Below are 21,982 nucleotides of genomic sequence, written 5' to 3'. Positions count from 1 at the left end.
GGCTACACCCCGCCGACGATCGTCTTGAGGATTTCGACGACGAGCGGCGCGAGGGCGGCGAGCCCGAACCCGATGCCGGCTGCCTTGAACGCGCCCTTGGCTTTCTCGATTTCGCCCGGGTCGTTGGAGGCCATCAGGTAGCGGAGCCCGCCGATGGTGAGGAACACGAGCGCGACGCCGGCGAGGATGCCCATGATCCATGTCCGGATGTTCGACAAAACCTGGTCGACCGACTGCGCGAGTGCGACATATTGCACGGTCTCCGCATGCGCGGCCGATCCACTAAGCAGCAACGCGGCGGCGGCCAGCGTGAAGCCGAGCAGCAGCACCGGGCGACGTGGTCGTCGCGTAGACGTCGGAGCTTCCGGCACAAGATCGGCCCGCCGGCAGCTCACCGCACGAGCTGTCAGCCGGGTGGACGTCCGGTGGTTGCGCCGGTTCGGCGGGCGCCGGGCAGGTGTGCGGTGGCCGGGGCGGTGCGAGATCAGTCGCATGAGGACGCCTCCTGAACGGCGCCCGGTTCCGAAGTGGACCGGGATGGGCGAGGGCGCGCGGGTACTCGCGTCCCGCGGTCACCAACTCCGGATTTTGGTGAGCGGGGAGACACCGGCCGCCGCGTCTTCTCCCGCTCGCGGCCGGTGCTGCGCGGCCGTGCGCGTCGCGCCGGCAGGTCGGTGTCGAGGTAGTCGGCGAGCTTGCGTTCGGCGCGGTGGCGCGCTTGCTGGGTCGCCTTGTATGCCTGGCCGCGCGCTCGCGCGGCGTCGGCCAGCGTCAGCTCGCCGAAGCGCGTGTCGCCGATCAGCGCGGCCTCGGCGGTAGTCAGGACGCCGGCTTCGACCGCGGCGAGCAGGACAAAATCCGGGTGTCCGCCGGCCTGCTCGGATGCGGGGGCGCGTGTGCCGAGGTCGGCGATCGGTGCGGCGGCGTCGAGTGCGTCGCGCAAGGCGCGGTGGCCGGCGCGGTAGGCGGCCCAGCGCAGCCGCACGAGGATGGCCGGTCGGGTGAGGTCGAAGTCGACGAGGGCTTCGAGGAAGCCGGTGAGCACCGCGGCGTGGATGTCGTGGACGTCGCCGCGGAACCGGTTGGTCAGCTTCGCGGCGACCGGCAGCAGTACCGGCAGCGCGAGTCCGACGCAGGCGACCGTCCACGTGCCGGCTTCGGCACGCGAGCGGGTCACGAGCGCCGTCCATACCGCGTCCCGGGTCTGCTGTGGACATCCCTTAGCGACTGTCAGCCGTCCGACTTCGTCCAGCGGCACCAGGCGCGGCGGCAGCCCGCGGACCTGGTGGCCGTCGAGGGCGACCGGGTGCGGTCCGGTGATCAACCAGGCGAACGCGGTCCGTGCGGAGTCGAACACGCCGGGCTCGCCACGCGGACGCGTCGTCGGACTGGTTGCGGGGTGTTTTGGTGACGAGGGCTGGTCCATGGCGGCACTCCTGAGCGAGCGGAAGGTGACGTCGCCAGGAAGCCCACCCGGGCGCCTCAAAACCGCTTCAAGCCCAAGTCAGAGGCGTGACAATGCCGCTTCAAAGCCGTTTCACGCCTGCACCGCGACCTCGAAATCGCAGAAGCGATCCGGCAGTCGACCAGCTCGGACTTCGCTCACGAAGGTTCGGCCGCCGGACGGAAAACGCGGACTCGGCGTGATGGTGTCTCTTGTCGACCTCGTTGTCGGAGTTAGTCGGCGACCGCGCAGAAGCCGCCGACTCGATCGGTCGGTGGCCCGCCCCGGAGGTTCCGCTCGTGACTCGACGTCCGCAGTCTTCGGCCAACCGGCCGTCCAATCGAGACGACTCGACCCGCCCGCAACGCACTCGATCCGTCAACGGCATCCCGTACCCGGGCGCTCCGGATCCCGGCGGCTCGAGCGCGCGCACTCGCCGGTCCCCGAAGCGATCGGCCACCAGCCGCGAGCTGGCGCCGATTCCGCCGACGGTGTGGACGGCCGGGCCCGACCCGATCGACCCGGCAGCCGGCTGGCCGGTGCGGATTATCGAAACCATCACGACCAGCTTTTCGGCGCCCGGCGCTCGGGTCCTGTTCGCACCATGGCCGACCGCTGAGGAGGCCGCGGACCGCGCCGCCGGCGCCGGCGAACTGGACGCGGCGCTGGACGCCGTGCACGCGCTCGGGCGCCACCCCGCGATCACGAAGCTCGAACTGCTGACCGCGAACGAGGTGCCCATCAGCGGCGAGGCGGCGCCGGCTTGGTTGTCGGCCGATCACCAAGTCGACTTGGTGATCACGTCACTGCCGTCGGAACGCGGAACCGACGGCTCGGCCGAGGCGGTGGCGATCGCGGCCGCGCGGGCGCTCGCGTTCGGCGGAATTCTCGCGGTCTACACCCACACCGACTGGTCAAGCGGCCGCCTCACCGACCCGTCAGGCCCCATGATCGCCGCCGCGCAAAACGCCGACTTGCTCTACCTCCAGCACATCGTCACCCTTCACACCCCCATCCAGAACGGGCGCCTGCAGCCACCCACCGCGACGGACCCAACCGACCTCGCACCCGGCGGCCAAGAACTCGGTGCGCCGATGGCACACGCGCGAGCGCACGGCGACGTCCTCGTCTTCGCCCAAGCCCACTCCGACGCCACACAGCCGGAAGACCTCCGATGACCAGCCAACCGAAAGGCACGGGCACCGCCATGACCACCACCCAGCCGACCACTCCACCGTCAACGGCCGACGAGCCGACCATGCCGCTGTCTCGCGCGTTCATCGACGCCCTCGACACCACCCCGCCCGCCGACGCCCCGACGGACTTCGGCGAGCTGCCGGTGTCGGTGTGGGCGACCGCGCAGACCTCGCCGGCCGTGCAGCGAAAGGACCGGTACGTGCCGGAGTCGACCGCGCACCCGGCCAAGATGCTGCCCGCCGTCGCCGCGCACGCCATCGAGCACTACACCAAGCCGGGTGACGTGGTGCTGGACCCGATGTGCGGAATCGGCACCACCCTGGTCGAGGCGGTCGACCTCGGCCGCCGAGCGGTCGGCGTCGAATACGAGCCACACTGGGCCGACATCGCCCGCGCGAACCTCCACTTCGCCCGCAAGCGCGGCCATGACCACGACGGCCTGGTCGTCCGCGGCGACGCCCGCCAGCTCGAGACCCTGCTGCCGGCCGAGTACGTCGGCAAGGTCGCGCTGGTCGTCACCTCACCGCCGTATGGCCCGTCGGTGCACGGCCTGGTCAACACGAACCGGGAGTCCGGCGTCGACAAGGTCAGCAAACGCCACTATCGCTACGGCAGCGTGCTCGACCGCGGCAACCTCGCCAACATCGGCCATCACCGCCTGCTGGCCGGCTTCACCCGCATCCTCACCGCCTGCTCCCGCGTCCTGCGTCCAGGCGGTCACGTGGCGATTACGGTGCGCCCGTGGCGCGAGCACGCCGAGCTGATCGACCTGCCCTCGCAGGTCATCGCCTGCGGCGTCGCGGCCGGCCTCGTCCCGGTCGAGCGGTGCGTCGCCCTGCTCTCTCGTGTCGCCGAGACCGAGCTGGTCGCGCGCGGCAGCTTCTTCCAACGCGACTTCATCCGCAAACAGCGCGAGGCTGGCCAACCGCTACACCTGATCGCGCACGAGGATGTCATCATCTTTGCGCGTTCTTGATGCAGAGCTAAACGTGTGGCCACTCTTCGCTCATAATCCATGGTCTGCTGTGCCAGGGAGTGCCGAATAGTCTTGCCAGGACCAGCCTGTGCAGGCTAGGCGGCATTTCCTCGGCGTGAGTTGCGGGCGACGCCGCACAGGCTTCGGATAGTTCCCTTCAGCAACGGAGCCCAATCGGACGCACCCGTCGGCGCGACAATATGTGTAGGTCGCTTATGGCTTTCGGGTCGGACGCGTGACACGCGTGTTGTCAGGTGCCGGGTCTCCTGCCGAGCAATAAGGCATGCGTGGAGACCGTACCGGGGCATGTCGGACGCGGCGGGATCAATTTGGTACTGGGAGGTCCTCGTGTTCGACTTCATCGCACAGTTGGGTGCTGGCGAGACCAACTTCGTGATTGCTGACCCTCGGGCTGTCAAGCCCTGTTCAACTCGAAGTCTCTGTCTGCTTGGAACGGGGCTTGTTGGTAGGGGTGCGTATGCTCTCGGCTGAGTTGGCGGCCCTACTGACTCCGAGTTTGAAGGGGTCTTCCAGCGAGGTGGCGGACGCCTTCATTTCACGCCTAGTGTGGCTGCGCCCGGCGCTCCGGTCGGTCTGCTCGGACGCTCATCTGGCATGCAACATCCCGGTGGTGTCTGACGACTTGATGGTGATGACGACGATGCCACGCCGCAGCCTCCCGCCAGTCCTCAGGTTCCGACGTCGTTGTCGCTGCTGCGCGGCCGGTCGCGGTCACGGGAGCTGCGGGGCGGCCGGTTGATGATTACGAGGTGCGAGCCGTCGTTCGTTACGGTCGGCAACGCGATGTCTACTACCAGCGACTTCTCGACCGCCACCCCATAAGCGTCAGTTTGACGAAAAGCCTATCAGGAGATATCGTCAGTATGACGATATCTAGTCGGCGAGGAGACCGGGGATGACTGCATGTCAAGGTGACTCCGCGATGCTGGACGCGCTGGATGGCGCTGCTAGCGGGCAACTGGTCGTATTCTGTGGTAGCGGTGTCTCAAGCGTTGCGCCCTCGGTCGTTCCCTCGTGGTACCGCTTGAACGCGGCGGTGCTCGATGGTCTACGAGATCTCGCCTTGACGCACGTGTTGACTTCCGCCTCCAGTCGCGCCGCGGTGGGATCGTTGGTCGCCGAAGACGTTCCGATCGTCACATTCAGTCAGGTACTCTCTGACGCGTTCGCGGGCCGCTTTTGGCTAGACGTTCTGACTGTCCTGGACGGCGATGCCCCCAACGGCATTCACCGGGCGCTAGCCGCACTGCTCCGCGACGGTCGCTGTCACTCTATTGTGACGACCAACTTCGACACACTCATCGAGCAGGCTTGTGACCAGGTTGGACTCGCCCTGCCCGTCGTGGTTGCCCGCACTTCGAACGCAGTCGGCACCAATCCAGGAACGCCCGCCATCCACAAGATCCACGGCAGCGTGCGATATCCGCAGTCGATGGTCGACCTGCTGCTGGACAAAAGCCGCGGCCTGGACGCCGGCACCCGGGAACGCCTCGCCGCTGCCTGCCGCGACCGGCACCTGCTGGTGCTGGGCTTTTCCGGTGACGATTTCGCGTTGAACTCCGACTACCTCGGCCTCATCGCCAACTCTGCCTTGCCCGAGAAGGTCACCTGGATAGCGCGTCCCGGATCGGAGTTGACCGCAGGAGCGAGGGCGTTTCTTGACGCGCTTGCCGAACGGGGGGTCGCAGTCGCCATCGAGCGACGTCAACTGCAGGATCTTGCCGGAGTTACGTCCAACGATGGCGATGCACTGATGGACAGTAACCAGAAGCTCGCAGCTCACGTGCACGCCTGGCTAGGCCAACCGGGAATCTACCCGCCAGTAGCGGGGATCGTCCTTGCGGAGCTGCTACGCCTGCGTGGATCCCTCCAGGAGGCCGCAGGCGTGCGCGCGGCGGTCCGCCTAGCCTTGCCCAAATTCGAACAGAATGGTCCGCACCTGGTCCTGGCGCCAGCAGCCTGGGCATTACTGGGAAGGGAGGAACCCCGCGGCGACTTGGCGCTGGCGGACCTGAGGCGCGCCGAGCGGGCCATGGATCGATTCGATGACTTTGCGCGCTCGTTGAAGGTGCAGTTGTCCGGACCGTCAGTCGTGGAGCAAAGGCTCCTACGGGCAGCAATTCGCCAGAACGCCGCACTTGTCTACATGAGAGCGGGGAATGTGACGGATGCTGAGCGGTTTACCGCCAGTGCCGAGGAGATCCTCGCAACAGTGCCAGGGCCGGAGGCCTTCCGCAGGATCGCCGGACTGCGCTACCAGCAGGCACTGCACGCGCTGACTCGCAACGAACTCAGCCGCGCGATGATCCAACTGGAGACCAGTGTCGCGTACGCCGTGTATTGCGGTGACATTCACCAGGAGGCCGGAAGTACGCTCATGTTGGCGGCATGTCTGCGCGTATCCGGCGAAGAACAACTGGCTGCCGCGCTTGACGGACAAGCAACTAAACTGGGCCTGATGTCCAACGACGCGGGCTTGCGTGTAAGGGCAGAAAGACTCACTCAAGCCGGAAGTTCGATCCTGGCGTCGGGAATGCTCGATAGCGTGGTCGCCGCCATCGAGCCCGACCCCCTGCTCGATAAGCTTATGGACGCTCGTGCAACAGGAGATCCACATCAAGTGGCGGCTGCAGTGCTGGCCGTCGTCGTCCGAGATATTCAACGCTACGGAGGCGAACGGCTCGGGCAGATGCTGCTCGGCCTTGAGTTGGCTAGTACACCATCGGCCGCATCGCTTTACCAGCAGACAGTGCTGGCGTTATGCGCCATGGATCTGTCCAGTTTGACGGAGCGACCGCGCTTCCTGCTCGAGATCACCAGGGAAGGACTGAACCTGCCCGACTCTATCGAGACGGCGCCGACTGTCCTAGTTGATCAACGCCGGATCATCGAACATCCCTTCCCCTGTCTGCCGTACGTGTTCGCACCGTCCGGATATGACAAAGGTATCCAGGTCACCTGGAGTGCGTAGATGCTTGAAATTACTCGAGTTGCGAGCTAGCTTCTAATCTTTCTGCTCTGAGGAATCGGAGGTCCGACAGTGCCGATATTCATCAGCTACTCTCATGCCGACAAGGACTTCGTAGACAAATTAGCCATTCAGCTTGTTCAAAATAGTGTTAGCGTCTGGCTTGATCGATGGGAAATTCGAGTAGGCGATTCGCTGATTTCTAAGGTTCAGGAAGCGATCAAGGGTGCGAGTGCACTTCTGGTAATCTTATCCAGGACGTCCGTCAACTCGGCCTGGGTGCAAAAGGAGCTGAACAGCGGTCTTATTCGCGAACTGGATGAGCGTCGAGTTGTTGTTCTACCTATCCTAATCGAAGACTGTCAGATCCCCTTATTTCTCCGCGAGAAGATGTACGCTGACTTTAGGGAGAACTTTGATGACGGCCTCAAGTCTGTTCTCGAGGCTGTCGCCGGCATCTCAAATGCCCACACTGGTCGAGTCGATGATCCTCAATATCACTCGGATTGGGCTTTTACTTGGGGTGTTGACAAAGAGGGGCGCGCTGGCTTTTTTATTGCGATCGTCGAACAGGCGGAAGGGCAGCCATATACGGTTCTCGCCAACGTTGAAATATTCGCGGACAAGGACTCTTCTCTTGCCTATGTTGAAATGGTAAAAAGTGGGCGAAGAAGCGGAGCTCACAGGAATATTCTTCAGATCACTACTGATAAGTTGAATGCAATGAAAGGCGATGTTGTCCGCCTCGTGGATCAATTTCAGCAGATATTTCAGTACGATTTTCTGGATGAGACTGGGGGATACACCGTAAGGATTTCCGTGCAACGGCTGGGTATGGACACTGGACGCGATGTGATATACCGATTAGGTGATCAGTTGCGACAAATACTTGGACACATGAACGATGTCTCAATAAATGGAATTACCCCTGACTGACTTGGCTCTAAAGGCGCAGTTCCGCCTCGTCGCGTTCAAATACCGCTATCGCGCCTTCTGGATGCGGAACACACGCCGCGGAGTCGACGCAACTGGGCATTTGGGGCGTGTCGGTGGTCGACGGTCCTCTGAGTCGATGCCGCAGTCGGGTACTCTGATCGACTGTTCGGACGAACAGGTTGCGCCTGGAAGGGATGGGGATGACGCGTCTGATCGCCAGCCGCTACGCCGAGATCGCAAACACCCGTCGAGTTGGCGGTCAAGCGGAGGTCTTTCAGGCGGCCGATCTCCATCAGGGTGGTCGGCTTGTGGCCGTCAAGGTGGTGCCGGCTACGTCCGACGAGATCTATCGCATCTACTTTGAGCGGGAGACCGCCGCGCACCACAAACTGGATCACCCGAACATCATCTCGCTGCTGGACAGCGGCACCGACCACGACTCAGGCCTGTACTACGTCGTTCTCAGCTGGGTGCCGGTGTCTCTCAAAGATTGGCTGACGACCATTACCGAACCTCCGGGGTGGGATGACGTCGCTGAGGTGATCGCGCTGCCTCTGGCATCAGCCCTGGCGCACTCCCATTCGATGGCGGTTCTCCATCGTGACATCAAGCCCGGCAATGTGCTCTGGGACGGCACGAAGCCGCTGCTTGCCGACTTCGCGCTCAGTAAGATCAAGGATCAGCTCGCGGGTGCGACCGACGCGACGGTCGCGGGGATGGCCAGCGCGCCCTGGGCGCCGCCCGACATGGCCTCGCGCGGCTCAACCAGATTCGACGTCTACAGTCTCGCCGCGACCCTCTTGCAATGCGTCACCGGTTGGGCACTGCAGGACTATCCGGACATCGCGCGGGCGCTGGACGAGGCGAACCTGCCGCCTGCTGTCCTGTCCCTGCTGCGGCGCGCCCTTGATCCAGACTCGGCCAACCGGCCGGCGGATGGGCAGGTGTTTCACCTCGAGTTGCAGGCTATTCACGCGGCTCGCAGCAGCAACTGGCACGACGAGAGGACCCTGTCGTTCGAGCTCTCCGGTACGGCACGTCGGTCGCTGGAGGAGGCGGGTGATGGCAGGTCGGCCGAAGCGGTCATCGCGGCACGGCTGGGATCGGCAACTCATGTAGTGCCTCGCTTGAAGAAGACCGGTGGAGGGCGCGCGACGCTAACCGCCGACGAGTTCCGTCTCGTTGGAGACCAAGTCGAGCTCGTTCTCATATTTAAGAGCGACAGTCGATTGCTATGCACCCGCGCCGAGCTCAAGGACTTCGAAGAGCTGGAGAGGTGGCGTCAGGACGAAGACGCCGTCACGTTGGATGGGCAGGACTTCGTTTGGTCGGCGCAGCGACCGACCAATCCGCAGAAGTCCGCTGAGGCGGCCGTGGAACTCCACACCATGCTCCAGAAAGCGGTTCAAGACTCAGGCGACCGCTTCAGCGACCGCTTCAAGCAGGCGCGGCTCACCAACTGGTCTCGGCTGATCGAGGCGAAGGAACAGTTGGAGAAGAGGCTGGAAGAACCTGTCGCTTACACTCTCATCAGCCGCTCCGGCACCCACTTCGCTCTGGACACGACGGTCCCGCTTACCAGCGCCTTCCTGGACCAGCAGCGCATGGCACGGCCAGTAGACGACGAGTCCCCCGGTCGTGGCGTCGCGGTGACAATCATCGACGTCGACACCACCGACGTGACGGTCCAGGCAACCGGGCCTGGGGTCAACCTGCCGGCCAGCGGAGTGCTAGTTCGCGACCGGACCCCGTCGCAGGCTGCGATCCGCCGCCAGAAGAGTGCGCTCGCTGCTCTGCGAGACGGTAGCGCAGCCCGACCACATCTTCGCGAACTGGTGTTGGACCCGTCAGTGGCCCACGCGCCGGAACCCGTGGCGTTCGAGCCGCTCCGGCCGGACTTCGACGACGATAAGAAGATTGCCGTAGCAAAGGCACTCGGGTCGCAAGACCTCTTCCTGGTACAGGGTCCGCCCGGCACGGGCAAGACATCGTTCATCTGCGAACTCGTCCACCAGTACCTCGCTGCTCGGCCCGGTGACAAGGTGCTACTCGTCAGCCAGATGCACGTCGCGATCGACAACGCCGTCACCCGTCTGTACCGCTCCGGGGTCACGTCCGTGGTCCGCCTGTCGAGCCGCGACGACAATGTCGATCCGGAAGCCAGCCATCTTCTCTTGTCCAACAAACTGGCCGCGTGGGCTGACGAGATACGAGTCCGTGCCCGGGCCGGCCTCACGACCTTGGCCGACCGTGAGGGGGTACGTATCGATCAACTTTCCTTGGCGCTGCAAGCTGAGGAAGCCCTGGCAACGCTGCGCAAAAGGAACGAGACTGCCGGACTCCTGGGCCCGCTTGACTCCGCAGACCGCCTCGACAACGAGGAACTGTCCGAGGACCGCGCCGAGTTGCTGACCGACTATCTGCGAGCAGTCGATCGAGCCGACACCGCCGCGAACGAGTTGCGTACCGCTGCCGCAGACCTTGACGTCGCCCTGCCGGGCAACCTTGGGGAAGGCGACCTGGAACAGCTCGTGGCGAGCCTCCTGGATGGGCACGGTGCCGACCACCGTCTCCGAGAGCTAGTCCGGACCCAGGGTGACTGGTTGGCGAGCCTGAACGACCCGCGGGCCGCCGAGCCGATGTTCTTGCCGACGCAAAGCGTGGTCGCCGGTACGTGTATGGGATTCCTCGCCAATCCACACATCCAGAACATGCAGTTCGATCTCTGCATTATTGATGAGGCGTCCCGCGCGACCGCACCCGAACTGCTGGTGCCGATGACACGGGCCAAGCGATGGGTGATGGTAGGAGACACCAAGCAACTGCCGCCGATGGTGGAGGAGGTCTTTGAGCACCGGGACCTCGTCGACAGTTTCGATCTCGACAAGATGTTCCTAAGCTCGTCGCTGTTCGACATCCTGCTTGGGGAGGCACCCGAGTCCTGTATGACCAGTCTCGTCACTCAGCACCGCATGGCCAAGCCGATCGGCGAACTAATTTCGCACGTCTTCTATGAAGGCACACTTGTCCACGAGCCGGAGCCGGTCTTCGACCCTGACACTGTGGCCGACAGTGACCGCGTGGTGTGGTTCTCCACCAGCCGTCGTACCAATCGCCGTCAGGAGGGCAGTGCCAGCTTGTCGAACAAGCTTGAGGCCGAAAAAGTCGCCGAACTGGTCGAACGCTTGGACGCAGAGGCGGAGGCCGGCAAGTACGTCCGAGGTGATGGCGGAAAGCTCGAGGTGCTGGTACTCAGTGGATATCGGCGCCAATGCACCGAGATCGAACGGGCGATCAGACGCCTCAAGCTACGATGTGTCACTGTCCAGGTTAAAACTGTGGACGCCGTCCAAGGCCGCGAGGCCGACGTCGTCATCTTTTCGGTCACCCGCAGCAACCTCTCGGGCGAACTGGGTTTCCTCGCCGACCGATACCAGGGACGCGTCAACGTCGCTCTGTCCCGGGCACGGGAACTCCTCTGGATCGTCGGCGACTCAGAATTCTGCAGCAGCCGGGAAGGGCCCCTCAAGAGGGTGCTCTCCCACATCACCTCGACCGCCGGTGGAAGGGTGCAGTATCTGTGAGTCGCGATATCTTCGCTGATGCCGCGCGTCGCCACGCTCACGCGCTTCCTGGACACACCCTGATGGCAGCTGAGCCGTGTGCCCTTCCTGCTTCCGCGCTGACGGTCGATGTACTCGTGGAGCAGTCTGAAGAGCTCGAAGCCGCACAAAAGTACACACTTCGCGCTCTGCTCAACGGCATCGACACCGTCGACGACTTGCAACTGTTCCTCGGTCTGAGTGAAGGTGACGCCGGGCGAGCCGTCGCAGGTCTGCTCCTTGCCGAGTACATCACGTACCAGCCGCCCGCCGAGGGTGGTCTCCGACGCCTGAAGCTTCTGCCCGCGGGGCTAGAGGCCGCTCGCGACGCTCAATTGCGTCGTCCGATGTCCACCACTATCCAGGTGGTTTACGACCGTCTCGCCAAGTCCGTTACTGATTGGCGGCGCAACTCCTTGCGACGCTCAAGCCAGGCGAAGTCTGATCTCGGCCGTCTTCTGATGCCGCCTGCGAGCAGCATGCCGGTGCGAACCACCGATCTCAGCATCTCCGCTCTCAGCGGCACCCTGGACTCGCACACCCGAGACGGGGTAAGGATCCTCGGCATCAGTGGAGTTACCGAGAACCGGAACTTCTACCGTGACGCGATCCTCTTGGTGTTCAAGGACGACGAGTCAAACACGCTGCGCCTCGGCATCGATGTCGACGGTGTCTGGAGTGAGCCGCACGCGGCAGCATTGGAAGCCATCGGTGCCGTCGAGCGCCTGCGCCTGGCGGCTGAGCCCGTGGAGCAGCCATATGAACCCGCCCCTGCTCCTGGCGTTCGTTTGAGCAAGGATGACGTCGTTGCGCTCCAGATCTCTTCAGAGCAAGCTGCCAGCGAGGGCGATAACGGTGCCCTCGATCGGGCCGCGGTCCGTTGGCTAGGCGTCTACGAGCATCCGCAATGGCTCGCCGATGCTACGGCGAACTCGCGAAACCGTCTTCTTATCAGCAGCCCGCAGATCCGATCAACCGTCGCGGACGATCGTTGGATCCGCAGGATCGAAAGCCTGTCCCGAACCGTAGACGTGACGATTATCTGGGGCCACGACGACAACAGCGGGACCGACCGAGACGCTCTCGACGCTCTGCACGCGGCCGCCCGCCGCGCCAACCGCCTCGGCGTCATAAGGGTCGACAACACCCAGGCAAAGGTGCTAGTTAGCGACTCCTGCTACATCACTACCAGCTTCAACTGGTTGTCGTTTCGTGGTGAGCCGTCACGCAGATACCGCCAAGACGACGGCGACCTCGTGCAAGACCAGTCATCCGCTGACCGCGCCTACGACAAGTACCTAGCCGAAGCATGCGCGCTCGCAATTGAAGTGGTTGGCACTCTGCCCGCCAAGTACCGTGACCTCGTTGGCGCTGGGACCGCCTGGACGGACCAGGGACCCTCGACGCCGAGCCCCGTCGCCCCGCGAGAAAGTCGGCCGCCAGCGGCGCCATCACAAGCGGAACGGCGCAGAACAGCGCTGGATAACCTCGCTGCGGGTCAAACTGTCTCGGGTCCAGTAAAGACACTGACTGCCTTCGGTGCCTTCGTCAGCCTGGGGGAGGTCGACGGACTGATCCACATCTCGCAGCTGGCCGCTCACCGAGTCGGACACCCGTCCGAGGTCGTCAGCGTCGGCGAAACGGTCACTGTGTTGGTGCTGGACGTCGACACCGTGCGACAGCGTGTATCTCTCTCTTTGAAGGCGATCATATCGACCGAGTCCGCGTCGAGCCGTCCTGAATCTGGGCCACAAGTCCCACATCGGGGGACGCGTCGTCCAAAGTAAAACTAAACTCCTGCGGTGCGCCTCGCTGCGGCAGCTGATCCGACGATTTGTCGCCCCGGGTCGTCGCCTCGTCGGTTCGGCTCGAAGGCACCAAGTTGGATTGTTCAGGGAAAGCCGGCCGAATGAGTGGCGACATCCGCCGCGGACTGCGCAATGCGTACTGTCGGCGGCGGATGTCTGGTTATCGTTCCCTAGTGATAACTATTTCTTGGCGACGGCAACCTTTTTGCGCGGCATACGCTTGCGGGATGGCGCGGAAGGTTGTTGCTGTGCGCGTTCGTAGGCAGCGATGACCTCGGACGAGAGTCGTCCCCGATCGGCGATCTCGTAGCCGTTCTCGCTCGCCCATGTACGGATGGCTCGGTTGCGTTCGCGGTCGACGGTGTTGCTTGGGGTTGCCGGGCTCGTGGCGACGCGAACCTTGCGGCCGCCTGTCTTTCGCGCCGCTGCGATGTAGTGGTCGAGTTCGGTGCGTAGTGCAGCCGCGTTCTCGTCGGAGAGATCGATCTCGTAGCTGACGCCGTCGAGACTGAACGGGACGGTGTGTGTGGCCGGGCTGCCGTCGATGTCGTCCAGTATTTCAACGAGGACCTTCTGGGCCATCGGAACTCCTTTAGGTAACTATCATTGAACTGGTTCGTATCACAGACACTATCATGGCCCGATTAGAATTAGCGTTGTGGTTGATCGCAGGTAGCCTCATCGAGGAATGGTTTCGGCGAAGTTTCTCAAGCGCACGCGCGCCAGCTTATTTCTTCGGTCGAGGCCTTGGAGTCTGCTACTGCCTTGTCCCATCGGCCCTGCAAGCCATCGAGTAGGCGTTGCTCGACCGCAGCAGCGACATGGGAATAGGTCTCCTGAACTTTGTCCTGGAGAACGTGGCCGAGGCGGAGGGCTTGGGCGATCTCAGGGATACCGTCGTCGATCATCCAGGTCTTGTGGCTGTGTCGGAGGCCGTGAAAGGTGAGGCCGGGCTTGGCCGGCTGGAGGCGGATCGCCGGGTTGGCGATGTGGAGGTTGCCGTCGGCGGCGGGGCGGAAGGCTCGGCGGGAGAAGTTGCTGCGGCGGTGCCATTCAAGGTTGGGGGTGACGAAGACTTGGCGGTGGTTGTGGGTTGTGAGGTGCCAGCGCAGAAGCCGGACGAGGCACGGGGGTAGGCTGATGGTGCGTTCGGACTCGTCGGTTTTGAGGTGGCCGAGGTAGAGCGGGCCGCTGCAGGGTTCGTGGAGGGCGCCGACGTCGGGGTCGAGGTAGATGTTGCCGGTGTCGTCGTCGTAGAGGTGGACGTTGCCGCGATCGAGGCCGGTGAGTTCTCCCCAGCGGGCTCCGGTCCACCCGCCGGTGACGACGAGAACCGCTCCGCACGGTCCGTACTTGAGGGCGACCTGGTCGGCGACGTGGAGGACCTCGGCTGGTTCGCCCCAGATTTTGCGTGGGGTGCGCTGGGCACGGCGGCGTCGTCCGCGGCGGCGTGCGACGAGGGGATTGGCGGCGATCAGCTTCTCGGGCACGGCGTCGGTGAGCAGCAGCGAGAAGCATTTGATGATGCTGTCGACCGTGGTTTTCGCCAGGCTGGAGGCGCGGAGTTTCTTCTCCCAGGTGCGGATGCCGAGGTTGGTGAGTTCGGCGAAGGCGGTGTTGCCCCAGCGGGGGAGGATGTGGACTTTGAGGAAGCTGCGGTAGTTCTCTTCGGTGCGTTGGTCGATGTCGAGGGAGTCGAGCCAGGCGGGTGCGAATTCGGCGATGGTGGTGCGGCCGTCTTCGGGGTCGATCCAGGTTCCGGTGCGTTGTTCGTGGAGCATCGTGCTGATGTGGTCTTCGGCGGCGTCGGGGGTGGGGAAGCCGGAGATGGCGCCTTTGGTGCCGTCGGTGCGGCGGTAGCGGACTCGCCAGGTGTCGTCGCCGGCGGGTTCGGTCCAGGGCACGGTGAACTCCTGCGCTGTGGTGAGGGGGTCGCGTGGTGGTGCGTGTCCAGGACCGCTCCATAGGCGACAGAGAGGAAGCTGATTCGGCGAAGAACCTCGTTGTGTGACCGGATCGGGGTGCTAGCGCCGAGAACGACGACGGTGCCCTGGTCGGGTGCTCTGGTCGCGGTTACTCGGTCCGCGGCGGCCGGCGGCGACGATGGCGCGGAGGTCGTCTTCGGTGAAGCGCAGGTGCTTGCCGACGAAAGTGCAGGGGATGAGGCGCTGGCCGGCTTTGCGCCGGAGCCACGACTCGCCGATGGTCAACCGCCCGGCTGCAGCTGCCGGCGTGTACAACAGCGGCGCGGGCTTTGCTGGCGGTGCCGCTTCGTCGTCGGGAGTCGCATTTGGCTGGTGAGGGCCGTCGAAGGTCGAGCCCTTTGAGAGGCTGTGCTGATCTGTGCGCATGACGACTCCGCTGGGAGCGAGGTGGTGTTGTCCCTCCTAACTCCGGCCGGTTGCGCTAAGGGAGACAGAACGACTCACAACTGCCACGAGTGCGGGCTAGAGCACATCAGAGTTCAGGGAAGCAGACTTCCTGCATCCAGTCGTCGATGAACCATCGACAGTGTGGTCATGACCTCGAGTAGCTCGTCGTCGGTGACAGTGCGGTGAAGCCGCGGATCGTGAGCAACTGGGTTTCGGAACATGCTCGATAGGCCCTTGATGAGGTTTGCCAAGCCGGTCTGCTCGTCCTTCTCGGTCTGGGTCGCCAAGCTGTTGATCGCTAGCCGGGGTGTGCCAGTCCTGCCGAGGGCAAGTGCAGCGTCGACCAGGCTTGCGCCGTCGCCGCTGAGGCCGGTGAGGGCTCGTATCTTGTCGAAGACGCTCTTGGTGGCTTCAAGCATGGCGTGGAAGCTGTTCTTCATCAGGAGTTCAGTGGTGCAGTAGAGCAGCACGTCCGGGTGCGTGCCGCGCCGTCGAAGTTCGCTTCGCAGGTTGTTGGCGTGCTGGGCGGCTTGGCTCAGCGTGGTTGCCTTCGGCCCGCGGGCGATCTTGCCCTCATCGTTGACTCGAAGTCCTTCGTAGACGAGCACCTCGTTCAGAGCGTCTTGGCGAAGCGTTCGTAAGCCGGGATTGTCTCGGTACCGTACGGGCGCCATCGCCTTGGTGATAAACGCGATTATGCAGTTCGAGGCACCGTCTCGATCTTGCCGGTTCTGTAGAGCGACGCGGAGCCGGTGCCGCTTGGTATGCCCGTCGAGCGGGTCGGGAATACGCAACTCGGCGAGCAAGCTGCCGATCTGGGGACCGGACAGTCCTGTCCGAGTCTCACCAAGTACATCAGCGACGCCTTCAATGACTTGACTGTCCCAAGGGCTGTGGTGTTGCGGCACGGGTCGTCCTTCCTGCCCGGGTTCGTCAGCTGGCGTGCGTCGGCTTCAGACTGAGTAGCGGTCCGCGAGTCGGTCGAAGAAGGTGGTTAGACGTTGCTGGTTCGTCTGTGTGTCGGTGAGTTCGTCGCCGCCGAAGCGGTAGACCTCGTATCCGCGAAGTCGCAGCTCGCGATCTTCCGCCACCATCTCGGCATAACGACGTGGGTCTGCTCGCCGGGTGGATGGGTTGGCGTAGTGCTGGACTCCGTCGCATTCGATCACAACTCGGATGCCTTGGGGAAACAGCAGCAGGAAGTCCATGCGCTGACGTGGAAGTGGTACGGCGACACCTGTGGAGCGGTGGTGGGCACGGGTGTACGGGTCATAGTGCAGGTAGACCTGCGGGATCAGCGCCGGGATCGCAGCTCCCAGGCGACTGTAGCGTTCCGCGTAGGTGCGGAGGACTCGCGACTCTGCTTCGTTGTCGCCGAGCGATCGTTGCAGCCTCCGGTACAGGTTGAGTGATACCTCGCGTTCAGAGGTGTCCGACATGTGCGTGAGGGCAGCCCACCAGCTGGTCAGCTCGGCCCAGGTGAGCCCGTTCGCCCGCAGCGGTCGATCGTAAGTCAGGCAGTTCTCCCCGTTCTTGACCACGAGGACGTCGTTGTTCAGGGCGTCGCTGAGAACGATCTCCGGTTTTGGGCCGATGGCGGCAAAGATCAGGTTCTTGACGGGGCCGGGCACGCCTGTGCCGATTCGGTGCGCGGCGAAGACTGGTGCTCCGCTGATGGCGTCGACCTCGACAAGCTCGTACCCGTCGTGGACCAGTGTCTCGTTTACGAAGGTCCGTAGTTTTTGGACCTCGTCGGAGTCCAGGCGCACGTCGGGGTGCAGCATCTCGGCGAGGAACCGGAGGAGTGAGGCATCGTCGTCCTTCAGGCCGAATCGCGAGTCATGGAAGATCCAGTCGTCGTCCCAGTCTTCGGGGTTGTTGTAGCGGTGCTGGATGATGTCGCCCTTGGCCGTGGGGAAGCGATCATCGTGGGTAGGCAGGGCGTTGAGGTCGTAGAGGCGCTCGAGGAAATCGATCTCGTCGAGGAGGCCGTGCCAGGCAGTGGTCCGCAAGCCGTTGACGAGCCGGCGGCGGGTGACTTCGGTGATGCGGTTTTCAGCAGCGATAGTGCACCTCGCAGGCGAACCACGAGCTCGAGCTCACTTCCTGCCTCCTCAGAGCGAACTTCGGTCGACTTCTCCATAAGAGTAGGGAAGGGGACCGACAGTTCTCGCCGGCTGCTTCAGGTCGGCGAGAGGCGGGGACGGTAGCCCGGACGGAGCATGGTCGGCGCGGGTCCAAGAGCGCCTTTCAGATTCACCTGTCCGGGGGACGCTGCTGGGGCACTTTTCGTGACCCCATTTCGCCACCATCGTCGCGGTGCCCCAGTTTTGCCCCAGCTACCGGTCGGTAGCTGAACTTCTTCTTGACGAAACTCAAGATCCGGCACCACGAAAAAACCGCCCTACCTGGACCTTTAGGTCCGGTGGGCGGTGTTTCGTCACTGTGGAGCTAAGGGGACTCGAACCCCTGACCCCCTCACTGCCAGTGAGGTGCGCTACCAGCTGCGCCATAGCCCCGAGGCGAAGGTGAACTCCGCATCTCGTATGGCCATACGCTACACGACCCCGAACAGCCCTCGCGAAGGGGGTGCCTCAGGGTCACCACAACCGGACCCAAAGCTCTGACCTGCGTTTTTACACCTTATTTTTAGTCGTGTATTGACTCTGGGTGTGGCCGCCGTTACATTTTCGGCGGTTGTGACGCCGAGGTCCCCGCCCGTTACGCCGCGTCTACCCCTAGACCGGGCACGCCTCTGCCGTTTCCTGCTCTATGGACGCCGCGAACTGCGGCAGAGGAGGTTTCGATGAAGACGAGACGGCGGGTGATGGTGCTGCTCTCTGCGGCATCCGCCCTGGTCGCGGGCATGTTGACCACCAGTCAGGCGCAAGCCGCGGTCACCCCGGACGGCTGGTACACCGTGACCGCCGCCCACAGCGGGAAGTGCGTTGACGCCCGGGCCGCCGGGACCGCCAACGGCACCGTTGTGCAGCAGTACTCCTGCAACCAGTCGGCGTCGCAGGAGTGGCAGTTCTCCTCGACCGGCGACGGCTACTTCCGGGTGAACACCCGCAACAACGCCGCCGCGGCTTGGGACGTCAGCAACGTCTCCACCGCCGATGGCGGCCTCATCCAGCTGTGGACCTACTCGAACGGTGCCAACCAGCAGTGGCAGGCCGTCGACGAGGGCAACGGCCGCTACCACTTCGTCAGCCGAAACAGCGGGAAGTGCCTCGACGTCCCCAGCGCCTCCGTCGCCGACTCCGTCCAGCTTCAGCAGTACTCCTGCAACGGCACCACCGCCCAATCCTTCACCCTGAACCCTGTGAACACGACGCAGCCCGGCCAGCCGGACCTCGGCCCGAACGTGGTGATCTTCGACCCCTCGATGCCGAGCTCGACGATCCAGAGCCGGCTCAACAGCATCTTCAGCCAGCAGGAACGCAACCAGTTCGGCGGCCAGCGCTACGCCGTGATGTTCAAGCCGGGCACGTACTCCAACGACGTGAACGTCGGCTTCTACACGCAGGTGCTGGGCCTCGGCCTGAGCCCCGACGCCGTGACGATCAACGGCGCCGTGCACGTCGAGGCCGACTGGTTCCCGCCGCAGAACGCGACGCAGAACTTCTGGCGCGGCGCCGAGAACCTGTCCGTGAACCCGACCGGCGGCACCGACCGCTGGGCCGTCAGCCAGGCCGCGCCGTACCGCCGCATGCACGTCCGCGGCAACCTGCAGCTCGACGACGGCGGCTGGGCCAGCGGCGGCTGGATCTCCGACACGAAGGTCGACGGCCAGGTCCGCTCCGGCTCGCAGCAGCAGTGGATCTCCCGCAACTCGCAGTTCGGCAGCTGGTCCGGCTCGAACTGGAACATGGTCTTCGCGGGCGTCCAGGGCGCCCCGGCGAACACCTTCCCGGCCCCGCCCTACACCACGGTCGGCAGCACGCCGGTCGTGCGTGAGAAGCCGTTCCTCTACATCGACAACGCCGGCAACTACCAGGTGTTCGTCCCGGGCGTGAAGACCAACGCGTCCGGCACGAGCTGGGCGAACGGCACCGCGCCCGGCAGCTCGCTGCCGATCGACCAGTTCTACATCGCCAAGCCCGGCGCGACCGCCGCGGACATGAACGCCGCGCTGGCCGCCGGGAAGAACCTGCTGGTCACGCCGGGTGTCTACCACCTGAACCAGGCGCTGCACGTCACCCGGCCGGACACCGTCGTGCTCGGGCTCGGCATCGCCACGATGGTGCCGGACGGCGGCGTCACCGCGATGAACGTCGACGACGTCGACGGCGTCAAGGTCGCCGGCCTGCTGATCGACGCCGGCACGACCAACTCGAACACGCTCATGCAGGTCGGCCAGGCCGGCTCGACCGCCGACCACTCAGCGGACCCGACTTCGCTGCACGACGTGTTCTTCCGGATCGGCGGCCCGGCCGTCGGCAAGGCGACGAACAGCCTGGTGGTGAACAGCAGCAACGTGATCGGCGACCACATGTGGATCTGGCGCGCCGACCACGCCGACAACAACAACTACGTCGGCTGGAACACCAACACCGCGGACACCGGGCTCACCGTCAACGGCAACAACGTGACGATGTACGGCCTGTTCGTCGAGCACTACCAGAAGACGCAGGTCGTCTGGAACGGCAACGGCGGCCGGACGTACTTCTTCCAGAACGAGATGCCGTACGACGTGCCGAACCAGGCGGGCTGGATGAACGGGTCCACCAAGGGCTACTCCGCCTACAAGGTGGGCGCGAACGTCACCAGCCACGAGGCGTGGGGGCTGGGCAGCTACTGCTACTTCAGCACCAACCCCTCGGTCGCCAGCGCCCACGCCTTCGAGGCGCCGAACACCCCGGGCGTGAAGTTCCACGACATGGTGACCGTGTCGCTCAACTATCAGGGCACGATCACGCACGTCATCAACAACACGGGTGACACGACCCCGACCGGCACCAAGCCGGTCAACCTGGTCAGCTACCCCTGAGCAACCGGCGTGCGCCGTGGTGGCGGCCGCGGCGCACGCCGGTCCTATGTGTCCGGCCACAGTGGACGATGTGGCCCGAACGGGTGGTGAACCGCGCCAACCAGGCGTTTTGCCGCGATACTGGGTGCCCCCACATCCGAGGAGCGGCTCATGGCCTCCTTCGCAGCGTTCACCGTCGTCGAACCCCGCCAGGCGTGGCCGATCGCCGCCGTCCGCGGTGCGTTCGCTGTGCTCTTCGGGCTCTTCGCGCTGATCTGGCCGGGCGCCACGGTGCTCGTCCTGGCCATCCTCTACGGCGTGTACGCGATCGTCGACGGCATCGGCGGCGTGATGCAGGCCTTCCGCCCGGGCGACCCCGCCCACCGCGCCGCCTACGGGATCCTCGGCGCGCTCGGCATCGTCGCCGGGATCCTGGTCCTGGTCTGGCCCGGCCTCACGGTGCTGCTCCTCGCCCTGCTGGTCGGCCTGTGGGCGATCGTCACCGGCGTCGCGGAGATCGCCGCCGCCATCCGGTTGCGCAAGCAGATCCGGGGCGAGGCGTTCCTCATCGCGGCGGGCGCGCTTTCCGTGATCGCGGGCATCCTCGTCCTGATCAACCCGATCGCCGGCGCGTTCGGCATCGCGCTGCTCGTCGGGATCTACGCGCTGCTCTACGGGATCATGCTGCTGGTGCTGGCCTTCCGGCTGCGCAAACTGGGGGACACCACCCCGGCCGGGTGAGTAGCGTGCGGGGGTGTCGACCCGCGAACTGGTGGTGCTGGGCACCGCGAGCCAGGTGCCCACGCGTCACCGCAACCAGAACGGCTACTTGCTGAGGTGGGACGGCGAGGGCATCCTTTTCGACCCCGGCGAGGGCACCCAGCGCCAGATGCTGCGGGCCGGCGTCGCCGTCACGGACGTCACGCGCCTCTGCGTCACGCACTTCCACGGCGACCACAGCCTCGGGCTGTCCGGGGTGATCCAGCGGCTTTCGCTGGACAAGGTGCCGCACCCGGTCCACGCCCACTTCCCGGCGTCCGGCGCGCACTACTTCGAGCGGCTGCGGCACGCGACGTCGTTCTACGAGACCGCTGACCTGCGCGAACACCCGATCTCCGAGGACGGCGTGCTCGCCACCGGGAAGGCGACCCTCGAGGCCCGGAAGCTGAGCCACCCCGTCGAGGCGTTCGGCTACCGGCTGACCGAGCCGGACGGTCGCACGATGCTGCCCGAGCGGCTGTGCGAACACGGCATCAGCGGGCCGGACGTCGGCAGGCTGCAGCGAGAAGGCCGGCTCGGGAGCACCCGCCTGGAGGACGTCAGCACCCCGAGGCCCGGCCAGCGGTTCGCGTTCGTCATGGACACTCGGCTCTGCGACGCCGTGTACGCCCTCGCCGAACACGCCGACATGCTCGTGATCGAGTCGACCTTCCTCGCCGAAGACACCCAGCTCGCCCGTGACTTCGGGCACCTGACCGCGCAGCAGGCAGCTCGCGTCGCCGCCGAATCCGGCGTCCGGCAGCTCGTGCTGACCCACTTTTCCCAGCGCTACCCCGATCCGGCGCGGTTCTTGGAGGAGGCGCGGGCCGAGTTCGACGGCGAGATCGTGGTGGCCGAGGACCTGGAGCGGGTCCAGGTCCCGAAACGCCGGTCCTCCCCAGCGGACCACCCGGCGCCGTAGGCTGC

Annotated in this window: 17 protein-coding genes and 1 tRNA gene; 9 read left to right on the top strand and 9 right to left on the bottom strand. The window is 64.7% G+C overall.

Annotated elements, in window-relative coordinates; all coding sequences use genetic code 11:
• Positions 1-2 precede the first annotated feature (2 nt).
• A complete protein-coding gene (locus AB0C38_RS11070) occupies positions 3-329 on the bottom strand; it encodes a pilin (RefSeq protein ID WP_360670137.1) in 327 nt (108 codons plus the stop codon).
• 155 nt (positions 330-484) lie between these two features.
• Complete coding sequence (locus tag AB0C38_RS11065) at positions 485-1,357, bottom strand: sigma-70 family RNA polymerase sigma factor (RefSeq protein WP_360670134.1); 873 nt, start codon at positions 1,355-1,357, stop codon at positions 485-487.
• 578 nt (positions 1,358-1,935) lie between these two features.
• Between AB0C38_RS11065 and AB0C38_RS11060 the strand changes: the two genes are divergently transcribed.
• Complete coding sequence (locus tag AB0C38_RS11060) at positions 1,936-2,622, top strand: hypothetical protein (protein WP_360670131.1); 687 nt, start codon at positions 1,936-1,938, stop codon at positions 2,620-2,622.
• Positions 2,623-2,651: 29 nt separating this feature from the next.
• The gene (locus AB0C38_RS11055; protein WP_360670968.1) at positions 2,652-3,617 is read left to right on the top strand and encodes a DNA methyltransferase; all 966 of its coding nucleotides are present in this window, start codon (positions 2,652-2,654) and stop codon (positions 3,615-3,617) included.
• Positions 3,618-4,306: 689 nt separating this feature from the next.
• Here AB0C38_RS11055 and AB0C38_RS11050 read toward each other — a convergent pair.
• Positions 4,307-4,453, bottom strand: a complete 147-nt coding sequence (locus AB0C38_RS11050; protein ID WP_360670128.1) for a hypothetical protein — start codon at positions 4,451-4,453, stop codon at positions 4,307-4,309.
• Positions 4,454-4,560: 107 nt separating this feature from the next.
• On the opposite strand from AB0C38_RS11050, the gene AB0C38_RS11045 reads away from it, so the two are divergent.
• The 4 genes from AB0C38_RS11045 to AB0C38_RS11030 all read left to right on the top strand — a co-directional run bounded on the left by AB0C38_RS11045 (position 4,561) and on the right by AB0C38_RS11030 (position 12,931).
• The gene (locus AB0C38_RS11045; protein WP_360670125.1) at positions 4,561-6,609 is read left to right on the top strand and encodes an SIR2 family protein; all 2,049 of its coding nucleotides are present in this window, start codon (positions 4,561-4,563) and stop codon (positions 6,607-6,609) included.
• Between the two features lie 69 nt (positions 6,610-6,678).
• Positions 6,679-7,542: a toll/interleukin-1 receptor domain-containing protein gene (locus AB0C38_RS11040; RefSeq protein ID WP_360670122.1), complete on the top strand. Its 864-nt coding sequence runs from the start codon at positions 6,679-6,681 to the stop codon at positions 7,540-7,542.
• A 200-nt stretch (positions 7,543-7,742) separates the two neighbouring features.
• On the top strand, positions 7,743-11,126 hold the full coding sequence (locus tag AB0C38_RS11035) for an AAA domain-containing protein (protein WP_360670119.1): 3,384 nt from the start codon (positions 7,743-7,745) through the stop codon (positions 11,124-11,126).
• A complete protein-coding gene (locus tag AB0C38_RS11030; protein ID WP_360670116.1) occupies positions 11,123-12,931 on the top strand; it encodes a S1 RNA-binding domain-containing protein in 1,809 nt (602 codons plus the stop codon). Before AB0C38_RS11035 ends, AB0C38_RS11030 begins: the two co-directional genes overlap by 4 nt.
• 201 nt (positions 12,932-13,132) lie before the next feature.
• Here the strand turns inward: AB0C38_RS11030 and AB0C38_RS11025 are convergent, their stop codons facing one another.
• The 6 genes from AB0C38_RS11025 to AB0C38_RS11000 all read right to left on the bottom strand — a co-directional run bounded on the left by AB0C38_RS11025 (position 13,133) and on the right by AB0C38_RS11000 (position 17,843).
• A complete protein-coding gene (locus AB0C38_RS11025; protein ID WP_360670113.1) occupies positions 13,133-13,534 on the bottom strand; it encodes an Lsr2 family protein in 402 nt (133 codons plus the stop codon).
• Positions 13,535-13,659: 125 nt separating this feature from the next.
• Positions 13,660-14,856: a tyrosine-type recombinase/integrase gene (locus AB0C38_RS11020; RefSeq protein WP_360670110.1), complete on the bottom strand. Its 1,197-nt coding sequence runs from the start codon at positions 14,854-14,856 to the stop codon at positions 13,660-13,662.
• A gap of 120 nt (positions 14,857-14,976) precedes the next feature.
• Positions 14,977-15,303 carry a helix-turn-helix domain-containing protein gene (locus tag AB0C38_RS11015; RefSeq protein ID WP_360670107.1) on the bottom strand — a complete coding sequence of 109 codons (327 nt, stop codon included), beginning with the start codon at positions 15,301-15,303 and terminating at the stop codon, positions 14,977-14,979.
• 113 nt (positions 15,304-15,416) lie between these two features.
• A complete protein-coding gene (locus tag AB0C38_RS11010; RefSeq protein ID WP_360670104.1) occupies positions 15,417-16,232 on the bottom strand; it encodes a TIGR02391 family protein in 816 nt (271 codons plus the stop codon).
• Between the two features lie 45 nt (positions 16,233-16,277).
• A complete protein-coding gene (locus tag AB0C38_RS11005; protein ID WP_360670966.1) occupies positions 16,278-17,372 on the bottom strand; it encodes a hypothetical protein in 1,095 nt (364 codons plus the stop codon).
• A gap of 398 nt (positions 17,373-17,770) precedes the next feature.
• Positions 17,771-17,843: transfer RNA gene (locus tag AB0C38_RS11000), tRNA-Ala, on the bottom strand.
• 287 nt (positions 17,844-18,130) lie between these two features.
• Here AB0C38_RS11000 and AB0C38_RS10995 point away from each other — a divergent pair.
• The 3 genes from AB0C38_RS10995 (at position 18,131) to AB0C38_RS10985 (ending at position 21,977) form a co-directional block, all read left to right on the top strand.
• Positions 18,131-20,317 carry an RICIN domain-containing protein gene (locus tag AB0C38_RS10995; RefSeq protein ID WP_360670102.1) on the top strand — a complete coding sequence of 729 codons (2,187 nt, stop codon included), beginning with the start codon at positions 18,131-18,133 and terminating at the stop codon, positions 20,315-20,317.
• Positions 20,318-20,467: 150 nt separating this feature from the next.
• Positions 20,468-21,037, top strand: coding sequence for an HdeD family acid-resistance protein (locus AB0C38_RS10990; protein ID WP_360670099.1), 570 nt, complete (start codon positions 20,468-20,470; stop codon positions 21,035-21,037).
• Between the two features lie 13 nt (positions 21,038-21,050).
• Positions 21,051-21,977 carry a ribonuclease Z gene (locus AB0C38_RS10985; RefSeq protein WP_360670097.1) on the top strand — a complete coding sequence of 309 codons (927 nt, stop codon included), beginning with the start codon at positions 21,051-21,053 and terminating at the stop codon, positions 21,975-21,977.
• Positions 21,978-21,982 lie beyond the last annotated feature (5 nt).

It is taken from the genome of Amycolatopsis sp. NPDC048633 (assembly GCF_040650695.1).
GTDB lineage: Bacteria > Actinomycetota > Actinomycetes > Mycobacteriales > Pseudonocardiaceae > Amycolatopsis.
This window is presented reverse-complemented; position numbering and strand designations above follow the sequence as displayed.

Coding starts and splice junctions, on each gene's coding strand:
- AB0C38_RS11055 (WP_360670968.1), top strand. CDS start 2,652: ATGACCACCACCCAGCCGACCACTCCACCGTCAACGGCCGACGAGCCG.
- AB0C38_RS11045 (WP_360670125.1), top strand. CDS start 4,561: ATGCTGGACGCGCTGGATGGCGCTGCTAGCGGGCAACTGGTCGTATTC.
- AB0C38_RS11035 (WP_360670119.1), top strand. CDS start 7,743: ATGACGCGTCTGATCGCCAGCCGCTACGCCGAGATCGCAAACACCCGT.
- AB0C38_RS11025 (WP_360670113.1), bottom strand. CDS start 13,534: ATGGCCCAGAAGGTCCTCGTTGAAATACTGGACGACATCGACGGCAGC.
- AB0C38_RS11015 (WP_360670107.1), bottom strand. CDS start 15,303: ATGCGCACAGATCAGCACAGCCTCTCAAAGGGCTCGACCTTCGACGGC.
- AB0C38_RS10995 (WP_360670102.1), top strand. CDS start 18,131: ATGAAGACGAGACGGCGGGTGATGGTGCTGCTCTCTGCGGCATCCGCC.
- AB0C38_RS10990 (WP_360670099.1), top strand. CDS start 20,468: ATGGCCTCCTTCGCAGCGTTCACCGTCGTCGAACCCCGCCAGGCGTGG.